17 protein-coding genes are annotated in these 12,033 nt (G+C 59.3%); 8 read left to right on the forward strand and 9 right to left on the reverse strand.

The window, feature by feature from the left end; genetic code table 11:
* Window positions 1–145: 145 nt before the first annotated feature.
* The 3 genes from AEQ63_RS01730 to AEQ63_RS01740 all read left to right on the forward strand — a co-directional run bounded on the left by AEQ63_RS01730 (window position 146) and on the right by AEQ63_RS01740 (window position 1,775).
* On the forward strand, window positions 146–382 hold the full coding sequence (locus AEQ63_RS01730) for a glutaredoxin family protein (RefSeq protein ID WP_064361550.1): 237 nt from the start codon (window positions 146–148) through the stop codon (window positions 380–382).
* A gap of 114 nt (window positions 383–496) precedes the next feature.
* Window positions 497–814: a hypothetical protein gene (locus AEQ63_RS01735; RefSeq protein WP_042607861.1), complete on the forward strand. Its 318-nt coding sequence runs from the start codon at window positions 497–499 to the stop codon at window positions 812–814.
* A 70-nt stretch (window positions 815–884) separates the two neighbouring features.
* On the forward strand, window positions 885–1,775 hold the full coding sequence (locus AEQ63_RS01740; RefSeq protein ID WP_064361551.1) for a pseudouridine synthase: 891 nt from the start codon (window positions 885–887) through the stop codon (window positions 1,773–1,775).
* Between the two features lie 82 nt (window positions 1,776–1,857).
* Here AEQ63_RS01740 and AEQ63_RS01745 read toward each other — a convergent pair whose 3' ends face one another.
* Window positions 1,858–2,079: a YgdI/YgdR family lipoprotein gene (locus AEQ63_RS01745; RefSeq protein ID WP_016770600.1), complete on the reverse strand. Its 222-nt coding sequence runs from the start codon at window positions 2,077–2,079 to the stop codon at window positions 1,858–1,860.
* 78 nt (window positions 2,080–2,157) lie between these two features.
* A complete protein-coding gene (gene mobA, locus AEQ63_RS01750; RefSeq protein ID WP_064361552.1) occupies window positions 2,158–2,760 on the reverse strand; it encodes a molybdenum cofactor guanylyltransferase MobA in 603 nt (200 codons plus the stop codon).
* A gap of 81 nt (window positions 2,761–2,841) precedes the next feature.
* Between mobA and moaB the strand changes: the two genes are divergently transcribed.
* On the forward strand, window positions 2,842–3,381 hold the full coding sequence (gene moaB / locus AEQ63_RS01755) for a molybdenum cofactor biosynthesis protein B (RefSeq protein ID WP_016770598.1): 540 nt from the start codon (window positions 2,842–2,844) through the stop codon (window positions 3,379–3,381).
* Window positions 3,365–4,591, forward strand: coding sequence for a molybdopterin molybdotransferase MoeA (locus AEQ63_RS01760; protein ID WP_064361553.1), 1,227 nt, complete (start codon window positions 3,365–3,367; stop codon window positions 4,589–4,591). The genes moaB and AEQ63_RS01760 overlap by 17 nt, the downstream gene beginning before the upstream one ends.
* 59 nt (window positions 4,592–4,650) lie before the next feature.
* Here AEQ63_RS01760 and AEQ63_RS28715 read toward each other — a convergent pair whose 3' ends face one another.
* Together AEQ63_RS28715 and AEQ63_RS27615 are read right to left on the reverse strand one after the other, a co-directional pair.
* Window positions 4,651–4,959, reverse strand: a complete 309-nt coding sequence (locus AEQ63_RS28715; protein WP_172667884.1) for a hypothetical protein — start codon at window positions 4,957–4,959, stop codon at window positions 4,651–4,653.
* A 56-nt stretch (window positions 4,960–5,015) separates the two neighbouring features.
* Window positions 5,016–5,249, reverse strand: coding sequence for a hypothetical protein (locus AEQ63_RS27615; protein ID WP_141681062.1), 234 nt, complete (start codon window positions 5,247–5,249; stop codon window positions 5,016–5,018).
* Between the two features lie 25 nt (window positions 5,250–5,274).
* Here AEQ63_RS27615 and yegS point away from each other — a divergent pair, with 25 nt between their 5' ends.
* On the forward strand, window positions 5,275–6,192 hold the full coding sequence (gene yegS, locus AEQ63_RS01770; RefSeq protein WP_064361554.1) for a lipid kinase YegS: 918 nt from the start codon (window positions 5,275–5,277) through the stop codon (window positions 6,190–6,192).
* On the opposite strand, the gene AEQ63_RS01775 is transcribed toward yegS, so the two are convergent.
* From AEQ63_RS01775 to AEQ63_RS01785, 3 genes are all read right to left on the reverse strand, one after another.
* Window positions 6,176–6,835 (reverse strand): response regulator, encoded by a 660-nt coding sequence (locus tag AEQ63_RS01775; protein WP_042607856.1) that lies wholly within the window; start codon window positions 6,833–6,835, stop codon window positions 6,176–6,178. The genes yegS and AEQ63_RS01775 overlap by 17 nt on opposite strands.
* Complete coding sequence (locus tag AEQ63_RS01780; protein WP_064361555.1) at window positions 6,832–7,725, reverse strand: sensor histidine kinase; 894 nt, start codon at window positions 7,723–7,725, stop codon at window positions 6,832–6,834. Before AEQ63_RS01780 ends, AEQ63_RS01775 begins: the two co-directional genes overlap by 4 nt.
* A gap of 462 nt (window positions 7,726–8,187) precedes the next feature.
* Complete coding sequence (locus AEQ63_RS01785; protein ID WP_064361556.1) at window positions 8,188–8,658, reverse strand: hypothetical protein; 471 nt, start codon at window positions 8,656–8,658, stop codon at window positions 8,188–8,190.
* Between the two features lie 454 nt (window positions 8,659–9,112).
* Here AEQ63_RS01785 and AEQ63_RS01790 point away from each other — a divergent pair, with 454 nt between their 5' ends.
* Together AEQ63_RS01790 and AEQ63_RS01795 are read left to right on the forward strand one after the other, a co-directional pair.
* The gene (locus tag AEQ63_RS01790) at window positions 9,113–10,048 is read left to right on the forward strand and encodes a chemotaxis protein CheV (RefSeq protein ID WP_016770829.1); all 936 of its coding nucleotides are present in this window, start codon (window positions 9,113–9,115) and stop codon (window positions 10,046–10,048) included.
* A gap of 192 nt (window positions 10,049–10,240) precedes the next feature.
* The gene (locus AEQ63_RS01795) at window positions 10,241–11,047 is read left to right on the forward strand and encodes an MOSC domain-containing protein (RefSeq protein ID WP_064361557.1); all 807 of its coding nucleotides are present in this window, start codon (window positions 10,241–10,243) and stop codon (window positions 11,045–11,047) included.
* Between the two features lie 73 nt (window positions 11,048–11,120).
* On the opposite strand, the gene ppnP is transcribed toward AEQ63_RS01795, so the two are convergent.
* Window positions 11,121–11,405, reverse strand: a complete 285-nt coding sequence (gene ppnP / locus AEQ63_RS01800) for a pyrimidine/purine nucleoside phosphorylase (RefSeq protein ID WP_039759849.1) — start codon at window positions 11,403–11,405, stop codon at window positions 11,121–11,123.
* A 71-nt stretch (window positions 11,406–11,476) separates the two neighbouring features.
* Window positions 11,477–12,019, reverse strand: a complete 543-nt coding sequence (locus AEQ63_RS01805; RefSeq protein WP_064361558.1) for an exonuclease domain-containing protein — start codon at window positions 12,017–12,019, stop codon at window positions 11,477–11,479.
* Between the last annotated feature and the right edge of the window lie 14 nt (window positions 12,020–12,033).

A 12,033-nucleotide genomic window follows, 5' to 3' on the forward strand; every position in this document is an offset into this window, starting at 1 on the left:
GCGAGGATGACGCAATTGCAATTTGCGCCGAATGATTTGCGTCAGGATTTTGCGCCAGCAGCGTTGCATCCTTTGGGCGGTGGCGGGTCGACGAGGGTTCGGCACCGTCCTAGAATGGCCTCACTTGTTTTCCGGTAATGCCGTCATGCCTCCTGAATGTCAGCTGTTCGGCACCCTCGGGTGTCATCTGTGTGAAGTCGCCGAAGCCGAGCTGATGCCCTTTGTCGAGCATGGTCTGCTGGTGGAACTGATGGACATCGCCGAAGACGAGTCGTGGTTCGAAAAGTACAGCTTGCGCATTCCGGTACTGCGGCGGGTCGACACTGGCGCGGAGCTGGATTGGCCGTTCAGTGGCGATGAAATCGTGGCGTTTTTACGCTGACGCAGATTTGTCCTGTTCATTCCGCTGGTCGCAGCAACCCATCCTTGCGTTGGCACTCCCCGGCTTCTTCGGTTACTGTATGTCCATACAGCAATCGAGTCAGAGGGATGAACCGTGGTCAATGTCGAACAGTTGAAGAGCAGCGTTAACCGGATGTCGGTCGACGTGGTGCGCGAGGCCGTCCTCGAATTGCGCCTGGACGGGCTGGTCACGGAAGGCAAGACGCCGTTCAACAAGCTGCATTTCAATACCTGCTTTGCCGAAATCGAAGCCCTGTTTCAACGCGCCGGTTATCACAAGCAGCTGGATGTGGTCGGTTATCAGGGCCTGCTGTATGCCTTGTACGATCCGGGGCGCTGGGAGGCGGTCGATGTGTTGCGCTGGCTGAAGGAGTTCACCGAAGCGGCGGCACTCAAATCCGTGCCGGCGTGAAGAAACTGCGCTAGGTGGCTTTGCCTCGGTGTTGGATAATGCCGGCCTGCATTGAGGATTCCTGTTTCGTATGTCCACTCCCGTTTTTTCCGCTGCGCACAATCAGGCCAGCACGTTGTACTTGCCGCCCGGCCCCTGGCTGACGGTCCTCGATTGCCTGTGCGAGCACTTCAGTGCCATCGGCCGCGAGCAGTGGCTCGACCGGATTGCTCGGGGGCGGGTGCTGGATGCACAGGGCCAGCCGATTGCACTGGACTTGCCGTACAAGGAAGGTTTGCGCATTCATTACTTCCGCGAAGTACCGGACGAGAAACCGATTCCGGTGGTCGAATCGATTCTCTACGCCGATGAACATCTGGTGGTGGCCGACAAACCTCATTTCCTGCCGGTCACGCCGGCCGGGGAATATGTCGAGCAGACCCTGCTGCGGCGGCTGATCCGTCGGCTGGACAATCCGCATCTGGTGCCGCTGCACCGCATCGATCGGCACACCGCAGGGCTGGTGATTTTCTCGGCGAATCCGCAAACCCGTTCCGCCTATCAGTCGTTGTTCCCGACGCGGCAGATCGACAAACGCTACGAAGCGATTGCCCCGGCGCTGCCCGAACTGAATTTTCCGTTGGTACACAAGAGCCGGTTGGTCGATGGCGAGCCATTCTTCCGCATGCAAGAGGGGCCTGGTGTCAGTAATACCGAAACGGCGGTCGAGGTGCGCGAGAAAAACGGCGATCTGTGGCGCTATGGCCTGTTTCCAGTGACCGGCAAGAAGCATCAGCTGCGTGTGCACATGACCGCGCTGGGGGCGAGTATCTGCAACGATCCTTTTTATCCGACTGTGCTGAAAGATGTCGAGGACGACTACGCCAACCCATTGAAGCTGCTTGCGCAAGGCCTGCGCTTCATTGATCCGGTGACGGGTGAATTACGGGAGTTCGAAAGCCGGATCACCTTGCAGTGGTGACAACCGATCCACTTTTGCTACGCCCATGAAAAAGCCCGCATCGCAATGCGGGCTTTTCTGTATCCGGTATCGACCCGGAGCCTTACAGCTCTTTAACGGTACGAACCTGATCCTTGTTGATGCGGGTTTCTTTGCCGTCCAATTGCTGGAACTCGTAGAAGCCCGAATCATCATCGTATTTCGGGGTGTCGACGGCCTGGATTTCGCGACCGTCATTCAAGGTGATCACTGTTGGCGAGGAGCAACCGGCGAGGGTTGCCAGGCCCAGTGCGAGCATGAAAGTGGCGAGGGTCCGTTGAGTCATGAGTGTGTCTCCGAATGGGAAATCTTCTGGTTACTGAGCTTGAGACGTAAACAAGGCGTGAGAGTTCCTTGGATAATGTCAGTCTGACACAGTGTTATGCAGATGTAACAATTCGGGGGTGTTGAGGTTGGCCAGTCGCGGGTCGTTGTCGAGGCATTGCAATGCGACGGCGCCGAGACCGCGCATCACCCGCCCGGGGCTGCGTTCACCGCTGTGCCACGCCGCTTCGAATGCCGGCAATAGCGCCACAGGAATCACGCACAGCAGCGGTTCCCAGTGCTCGCCGTGGCGCAGCATTAAAGGTTTTTCACGTTGCTGATCGGCGGTGGCAAGCATGGCTTGCAGCAACGCCTCGTCGATCCGTGGCACATCGCATGGCAACACCAGCAAGTGCGAATGGCGCGCCGCTTTCAGCCCTGCACGAATCCCGGCCAACGGGCCCGGAAAGTCCCCCTCATCATCCATGACCAACTGATCGGCAAACGCGGCATAACGCTCGCGATTGCGGTTGCACGAAATAATGAGATCGTCGGTGAGCGGCCGCACCTTACGCTGCAAATGCGCGATCAAAGGCTCGCCCAGCCACTCGATGAGCCCCTTGTCCTGACCGCCCATGCGCTGGCCGCGTCCACCGGCCAGAAGCAGGACAGAGCAGGGTGGCAACGGGCTGTTCAAGGGCATGACGACTCTCCAGAGGGGCGGCAGAAAAATGAGCCGCTGTGATATAACACCGGGCTGTTTCCCCTACAACTGGAAGAGCCTATGAAAGCCAAGGCTGATGTACCTTTCGTGCCGCTCAATATCGCGGTGCTGACTGTCAGCGATACCCGAACCCTGGAAACCGATACCTCCGGCCAGGTCTTCGTCGATCGCTTGATCGCGGCCGGCCATGCGCTGGCCGAGCGCGTTCTACTAAAAGATGATCTGTATAAAATTCGCGCGCAAGTCGCCAACTGGATTGCCGACGATGTCGTTCAAGTAGTGCTGATCACTGGCGGCACCGGCTTCACCGGCCGTGACAGCACACCGGAAGCAGTGGCGTGCCTGCTCGACAAGCAGGTCGACGGTTTTGGCGAACTGTTCCGCCAGATCTCCGTGGCCGATATCGGTACGTCGACCGTACAGTCCCGTGCCCTGGCAGGTCTGGCCAACGGCACGCTGGTGTGCTGCCTGCCAGGTTCGACCAATGCCGTGCGTACCGGATGGGACGGCATCCTCGCTGAGCAACTGGACGCCCGTCATCGTCCGTGCAATTTCGTCACCCATCTGAAGCAGGCGGCGCCTTGTGAATCCCGTGGGTAAGCCAGGCAAGACCGGCAGTTTGTTGCCCGTCGAAGCGGCGCTCGAGCGTTTGCTGGACATGGCCGATGCATCGCGCATTGTCGAGCGCGAGCACTTGCCGCTGGCTCAGGTGGAAGGACGGGTGCTGGCTGAAGATCTGATCTCGACACTGGATCTGCCGCCCTGGCCGAACAGCGCCATGGACGGCTACGCCTTGAACCTTGCTGACTGGAACGGTGAGCCGCTGGCCGTCAGTCAAAAGGTCTTCGCCGGGCAGTCTCCGCAACCGTTGGAGCGAGGCACTTGCGCTCGCATCTTTACCGGGGCACCGCTGCCGCCGGGCGCGGACTGCGTCGAGATGCAGGAAAACGCTGAAGTTCAGGCCGACGGCCGAGTGCGTTTCCTTGAAACGCTGAAACCAGACCAGAACATTCGTCCGCAGGGCCAGGAAACCACGGTTGGCGAATTGGTGCTGCAGGCAGGCACCCGATTGGGGCCGATTGAGCAAGGTCTGGCTGCTTCGCTTGGCTGCGCCGGCCTCAATGTCGTGCGCAAGCCGCGCGTGGCGGTATTGTCCACCGGTGACGAACTGGTTGAGCCCGGCCAGGCACTGGGCCCGGGCCAGATCTACAACAGCAACCGCGTGCTTCTGTGCAGCTGGCTGCAGCGTCTGGGCTGTGAAGTCATCGATGGCGGAATTCTCCCGGACGATCTGCCCACCACAAGGGCCCGGCTGGGCGAGTTGCAAAATGTCGATCTGATTCTTTCCACCGGCGGTGTCTCGGTCGGTGAGGCGGATTTCCTCGGCATTGCCTTGCGTGAAGAAGGCGAACTGGCCTTGTGGAAGCTCGCCATCAAGCCTGGAAAACCCTTGACCTTCGGCCATTTCCGCAACGTGCCGGTGATTGGCCTGCCCGGCAATCCCGCCTCCACGCTGGTGACGTTCGCATTGCTGACGCGGCCTTATCTGTTGCGACGCCTGGGTGTGCAAGACGTCGAACCGCTGAAGTTTGCAGTGCCAGCAGGTTTTGTCTGGCCGGTGGCCGGAAACCGTCGCGAATATTTGCGCGGACGTCTCGAGCACGGGCGGGCAATCATCTACCGCAACCAGAGTTCGGGTGTGCTGCGTAGCGCGGCGTGGGCCGACGGATTGGTCGAAGTCCGGGAAGGCCGCACGCTGAGCGAGGGTGATGAAGTGAACTTCATTGCGCTCAGTGAGCTTCTGGGGTAGACCTTCTCACCCATGCACGCGTCGGCGGGTACGCACGGCGCGTGCAACGATTGGTTCGGTCAGTTGCTGATCAGTGTCACCAACTGGTCGAATCGGCTGTTGGCCACCCATCCCAGCAGTCCCAGGATGACAGCGGTCGCACCCGCCGAATACGCCAGACGGTGTTTGATGGTACGGACGTCATTGAGCATTTCGTCCATGTCGCGGCGCATGTATTTGAAATGGGTTTCCAGCTCGCTGACACGGGGCTCCATATCAAACTCTCCAGTGGGTTTGGCGTTGTTGCAAAAATCCGCTTTTTTACTGGCACGACTTTCGGCGAGCGCCGCGACCGGGCTCACCGGTGCCTTGGTTTCATGGTTGTGCATGGAAGTACTCGCTGAATGAATCAACTGCACGCTTGCTGATGTTTCCATGACGCGATTCATGAAAATAAATCGGGGGGGATCCGTTCATTACCGGCACATCCTTGTGTAATTGGGTTGAAGGTTGATGCTGCCAGCACACGGTGACCCAAGGGCCGGGCGCGGTCAATTAAGCCGATTCCTGTTGTTTCGTAAGAAAAAATACCGCTGTGCAGGAAGCTTGCTGTTCGAACAGCAATTAATTGCTCTCCCCGGTGGCTTTTTCGAGGCACGCCGTGGTCAAGATGTTTCAACCGATTCAATTCTTGGAGTGACGTTATGAGTGAACGCCGGGCACTGCTGATCTTGCATGGCAAACAGGCACTCAACGAGGATGTCCGCGCCGCTGTCGAGGCCAGGCGCGAGACAGGCTGGGAGCTTGCGGTGCGAGTGACCTGGGAAGCCGGCGACGCCCAGCGTCTGGTAGAAGAAGCGCTGGCCGCCGGCTACACGAAAATCATCGCCGGCGGCGGCGACGGCACCTTGCGTGATATCGCCGAAGCATTGGCTCAGCATCCGCAAAAAGCCAGTCTCGTCTTGCTGCCACTGGGCACCGCCAACGATTTTTCCCGGGCTGCCGGCATTTCCCTGGAGCCGGCGCAGGCCCTCGATCTGCTGGACGTCGAGCCTTCGGATATCGATCTGGGCGAAGTCGGCGGGCAGATTTTCCTCAACATGGCGACGGGTGGATTCGGCAGCCAGGTCACCGCCAATACCTCGGAAGACCTGAAAAAGGTCCTGGGTGGCGCGGCTTATCTGTTCACTGGCCTGACCCGGTTCAGCGAGCTGCACGCCGCTTACGGTGAGTTGCAGGGGCCGGATTTCCATTGGCAGGGCGAACTGCTGGCACTGGGCATCGGCAACGGGCGGCAGGCGGGTGGCGGGCATGTGTTGTGCCCCGAGGCGCGAGTCGACGACGGTCTGCTGGATATCAGCATTTTGCCGGCGCCGCAGGAACTGGTCGGGACACTGAAGAATTTGCTGAGCGAGGGCTTTGGCCTCGACAACATGTTTGTACGCGCGCGGTTGCCGTGGGTCGAGATCAAGGTCGCCGAAGGGCTGAGTATCAATCTCGACGGCGAGCCGCTGGAAGGCGACAGTCTGCGCTTCGTGGCGAAACCCGCAGCGTTGCAGGTGCACCTGCCGAAAGACTCGCCGCTATTGGGCCCACAAGCGTCAATCAGTCATCCAGGCTGATGATCTGTTCACGCACGGCGAACAGTACCAGACCCGCTACGTCGTAGATCTGCAGGCGTTTCATGATCTGCGCGCGATGGGTTTCCACGGTCTTGACGCTCAAGCCCAGGCCGTTGGCGATTTCCCGGGTGGATTTGCCTCGTACGATCAGCCGAAGGATCTCCAGCTGGCGCGCCGTCAGGTTGTGCGAATCGGCGATGTCCGGCTGGCTCTTCTGGTTACGAGTCAAAGCCTGGTTGATCACCGTATGAGCAATGGCGGGGCTGAGGTAGCGTTCGTTGTTGCGCAGGGCTTCCAGTGCGTGTTCGAGCTCGGTGGCCGTGGTGTCCTTGAGCAGGTAACCATGGGCACCGGACTCCAGCGCCTGCATGATCAGCGCCGGATCGGTGTGCATCGACAGGATCAGCACCTTGCTCTGCGGGCGCACGCGCTTGAGGCGTTGCAGCGCTTCCAGGCCCCCGGTTTCCCTCATCGAAATGTCCAGCAATACGATGTCGGGGCTCAATTGCTCGACCATTTCGAGCAGTTGCGAACCATCATTGGCTTCGCCGATTACCGCGTAACCGGGAATATCCAGTACCAGAGCGCGCACGCCGGCCCTGATCAGCGAGTGGTCATCCACCAGAAGTAAGTTACAAGTCAACGCATAACCTTATTCGTACTGGCCCGTTCGAGCGCTCGCGGCGCCCAGGGGAAAAGTGCTTCGATTCTTGTGCCTTTGCCCGGCTCGCTGACAACGCTCAATGTGCCGCCCAACTGTTCGATGCGCTCGGCCATCCCGGCCATGCCGCGTTGGCCTTCTCTGGCCGGGTCGGCCGCCGGGGCGAAACCGAGACCGTCATCGCTGATCAGCAGAGTCAGACCTTGCGGCAGACGCTGCACTCGAATCAACAGATTTTTTGCCTGTGCGTGGCGCAGGATATTGGTCACGGCTTCCTGAGCGATGCGAAACGCCGCGACGGCCATTTCCTCGGGAATGCCGTTGAGCCGTTGCTGGCAGTCGAGGCTCCAGTTGACCGAGCTGTTGGCCAGCGTCTTGAGCAAATGCGCACGCAAGCTGGCTTCAAGCCCCAGACTGGTCAATTGCCGCGGATTGAGAATGGCCGAGACGTCACGCACTTTGGTCAGGGTTTCGTCCAGCGTGTCGCACAGCACCGCGCATTGTTCCTGCAGCTCTTCCGGCAGGCGACGCTTGAGCCAGTCACTTTGCAGTTTGGCGGCGGTGAGCAATTGGCCGATATCGTCATGTAATTCGCGGCTGAGGCGGTGCCGTTCGTTTTCCTGGACTTGCAGCAGACGATCGGCCAGCTCTTGCGGCTGGAACTTGATCGACTTGCGCGACAAGCGATATTGCACCCAGACGCAGGCGGTCGCGGCGATCTCGATCGCCAGCAACCCCAACGGAATGCTCGCGGAAAAACAATAGGCCAGTAAACTGCCAAGGGTCGCCAGAACACACAGCACCAGTGTGAAGCGCCGGGCGTTTTCCCGTGAGGGTGGCCATGTAATGAGTGACTTGAGACTGGCGTACATAACGGATGGAGCCAATGGATGTTCGCTGCGGGCAGACCGGCCGGTAAGGGGCGGATCTCTGTGTGGAAATACTGTCAATTATGTTATTGATTCAAACCGCATTCGTTAAGCAATCATTGACCGGCAATAACATCGGTACCGAAACGCTGAAGTCAGTGTGCCATTAATCGGCAGGCAACTAACCGGCGGCATAATACCACTTAACATACCGTTGGTCGCGGTCGCTATATATGTCTATCTGGTCAGGAAATACCGGATCGTGGACGCAAGTTCCATATTGGAAAAGTTGGAATTATTGTATTTGGACGACTTCGATTTGCCTGGAAGTATCGCCGGGTGCACACAGGGAAAACCCTGATGCCGGCACTTGGAAATCAGCCGTTGGTCGGGCGGATTATTTGGCCCGGATTGTCGCTGGCAGGTATCAACTATTCAATTACGACAGTATCGCGGCCTGGTTTCTCAAGCCTGGCGCGCCGTCAGAGACGAAGGGAGCAAACGTTTGCTCGCCGTCTTCGGCTCAAGGGCGTCCTGATCCATGTGCGCCGCGAACGCTTCAAGCAAGGCTGCCTGCTCGCTTTCATCGAGGCTCAGTTGGCCGGTTTTAGGATCGACCAGTTCAAGCTGCCACGCCATCAGGGTGAAGCAGTCTCGCAGCGCATCGAGGGCCTGCTCGTGCAGGTCGACATGACCCTGGGTCAGATTCAGCAGGTTGTAGATGTGCAGGGAAAACTCGGAGATCGCTTCCAGCGCCAATGCTTCGGCCCGGCCCGCCAACTTGAGCAGGGTGCCGAGCATGCAGTCGATGGCATCCTTGTCATTGCTGATCAGTTGCAGGTGATTCAGGCATTCTTCGGACTTGGCGAGAAGCGTTTCGGCCTCGACCAGAAATTCGGGGAAGCGCTGCGCCCAGTCTTTACGGTCGATTGGCATGTTCATCTCCACCACGTCGTGTTGGTTGACGGATGGCCGTGTGTGGCGACGATCGTGGATCGTCGGCAGATCGCTCCCGGCGGTGCAGGTGCACGGACCGAGGGGTTCCAGAGGGTGGGTTGCCACTGAATTGCGATCGCACACAATAGCCTGACTCCGTTCATGCAATGAGAATGGCGTCACAGTAATGGCTATTGGAAAGGGCGAATATCAGGTTGGGCCTGATTGTGGCTAGGGGAATCCCTTAGGCGCGGGAACCTAACGTGCAAACCGAGGTCGCGCCGCAATGAATCTAGCAGATGAAATCACCAACGCCAGTAAAGCATGATGTCAGTGTGACATCAATGGGCGTTTATGGCATTTTTACGGGCGCTGCTTACAGCAATCAAGATTAGCTGAACGCGGCCGATAAACCCCCATAGTGAATTCATCAGAACAAGCCCAGGAGTCATTGATGGCCGGCATTCTCGACACGGTAGACCAACGCACGCAACTGGTGGGTGAGAATCGCCTGGAAATCCTCATGTTTCGCCTGGCCGGACGCCAGTTGTTCGCGATCAACGTGTTCAAGGTTCAGGAAGTACTGCAACTGCCGAAGCTGACCCTGATGCCGCAGCGTCATCCCTTTGTCTGCGGCGTGGTCAATCTGCGCGGCCAGACATTGCCAGTGATCGACCTGTCCCAGGCGATCGGCATGCGCCCACTGGTGCCGGGCCCGAACAGCACGATCATCGTCACCGAATACAACCGTTCGGTGCAGGCCTTCCTTGTTGGCGGTGTCGACCGCATCGTCAACATGAACTGGGAAGCCATTCTGCCGCCGCCGACCAGTGCCGGCCGCCAGCATTACCTGACTGCGATCAGCAAGGTCGACGATCAACTGGTCGAGATCATCGACGTGGAAAAAGTCCTCGCCGAAATCGTCCCGTACAACGCCAAGGTCTCGCGCGAGAAACTCGACGACCCGGTACTGGAGCGCGCCCGTGGGCGCGAAGTGTTGCTGGTGGATGATTCCAACGTGGCGCTTTCGCAATTGCGCGACACCCTCGGCCAGCTCGGGGTGAAAATGCACATCGCCAGCGACGGTTTGAAAGCCTTGAACATGCTCAAGGCCTGGGCCGATACCGGCGTGCACATGACTGACAAACTGCTGATGATCTTCACCGACGCAGAAATGCCGGAAATGGACGGCTACCGTCTGACCACGGAAATCCGCAATGACCCGCGTCTGCGTGGCTTGTACGTCGTGCTGCACACCTCGCTGTCTGGCAGTTTCAACGACTCGATGGTGAAGAAGGTCGGCTGCGACAACTTCCTGTCCAAGTTCCAGCCGGACAAACTGGTCGATGTGGTGCGCCAGCGCCTGATGCTCGACGCCGTGCCGGCCTGAAACACGCAAATTTTGCTTGCTGTGGGAGCGAGCCTGCTCGCGAAGACGCCGGCACATTCACCATCAATGCTGTCTGAGCCTGCGCTTTCCCGAGCAGGCTCGCTCCCACAACGGATATGTTCAAACCCACTACGGCTTTGATTCAGCATTGAAGCTCGTATAGGGTGGCGTTTTTCCATCAGGGAGCTGGCCATGCTGCGTCTGAGCGCGCTTTATCGTTACCCGTTGAAATCCGGCAAGGGCGAAATCCTGCAAAGCATCGAGCTGGACAAGCTGGGCCTGGCGGGCGATCGACGCTGGATGCTGGTGGACGAGGCCAGCGGACGCTTTCTGACCCAGCGTGCCGAAGCGAAAATGAGTCAGTTGTCGGCATTGTGGAATGCCAGCGGCGGTCTGACCCTGAGCGCTCCAGACCAAGGCTCCATCGAAGTCCCATTGCCTGCGGCCGACGCCGAGCTGCGCGGGGTGACGATCTGGCGTGACACCCTGCGTGTGCCGGACGCCGGTGATCAAGCCGCGCGATTTGTCAGCGACTTCCTCGGCAAACCGACGCGTCTGGTGCAAATGCCACTGGAGCGGGCGCGCACCACCCAGTCGGGATTCGGCAAGGACGACGATCAAGTGGCGTTCGCGGACGGTTATCCGTTGCTGCTGATCGGCGAAGCCTCGCGGCTGGCGCTTGCGGAAACAGTCGGACGACCGCTGGAGATGCTGCGTTTCCGCCCGAACCTGGTCATCGAAGGCAGCGCGCCTTACGCTGAGGACAACTGGAAGCGTATTCGCATCGGCGACATCGAATTCCGCGTGGTCAAGCCGTGCGCGCGCTGCATCATGACCACGGTCGACCCGCAAACCGGTGAGCGCAGCGCTGATCGCGAGCCTTTTGCGACACTGCAAAAGCACCGCTCTACCGCCGATGGCGCAATGTTCGGGCAGAATCTGGTCAACGACGGCAACGGCCGCCTGGAAGTCGGCATGCCGGTGGAAGTTCTCGAATAGGCTGTCGCTGAAATGAAAAATGCCCGTGTCTTCTGGACACGGGCATTTTTTTGCGCTGTGAAAACCGGCGGGATCAGCCGCGGTATTCGCACAGGTAAGCGGTATCGACGGCGACTTTCAGCTGGAACTTGCTGTTGGCCGGGACGTTGAACTGGCTGCCGGCGGCGAAGGTTTCCCAGTCGCTGCTGTCTGGCAGTTTTACACTCAGCGCGCCGGAAACGACGTGCATGATTTCCCGCTGGCTGGTGCCGAATTCGTATTCGCCCGGGGCCATGACGCCAATGGTCGCCGGACCTTCAGCAGTGCCAAAGGCGATCGACTTGACGGTGCCGTCGAAGTACTCGTTGACTTTAAACATGGGCGGATTCCTCGAAAAGGGCTTGAAAGGGGGCGGCCAGTATGCACAAGGCTTGCAACCTCGTCACGCCCCTAAAGCGGCAGGACCAGCGGCAGTAATCGTGCAGTATTGCGCGCATCTTCCAGGGCCCGATGCTGTTGACCGCTGAACTGCATGCCCGCCAGTTGCAGCGCGCCGTTGAGCCCAAGCGGTCGTTCCAGGCGGCGGGCCTTGGCGAAGCGTTGTTTGAGGTTCATGTGCGGCACTTTGCTCAGGCCACTGTCGATGTTCAGGCGCTGCCATTCCTGCAGCAGCTGCTGGCGATCGTAACCGCCCCAACTGGCCCAGCCTTCAAGGCGAGCCTGATGCTGCGCCAGCCAGCGCTCGAAAGCCGGCCAGACTTCGCTCAGCGGTTGCGCCGAATCGATATTGGCCTGGGTGATGTGCGTCAGCTCCCGACAGAACGGCGTCAGCAATGGACGGCGGGTCGGTTTGACGAAGCGCTGGAAGTGATCCTGCTCGCGCCCGGCACGATCGACCAGCGTCGCACCGATCTCGATAATTTCCATTTCCGTCACCGGCCAGCCACCCTCGTCTGTGGTGGCTTCCAGATCTATGACCAGCCAATGGGGCATCGCAGGGTTCCTGA

It is taken from the genome of Pseudomonas sp. RIT-PI-o, assembly GCF_001297215.1.
Lineage (GTDB): Bacteria > Pseudomonadota > Gammaproteobacteria > Pseudomonadales > Pseudomonadaceae > Aquipseudomonas > Aquipseudomonas moraviensis_A.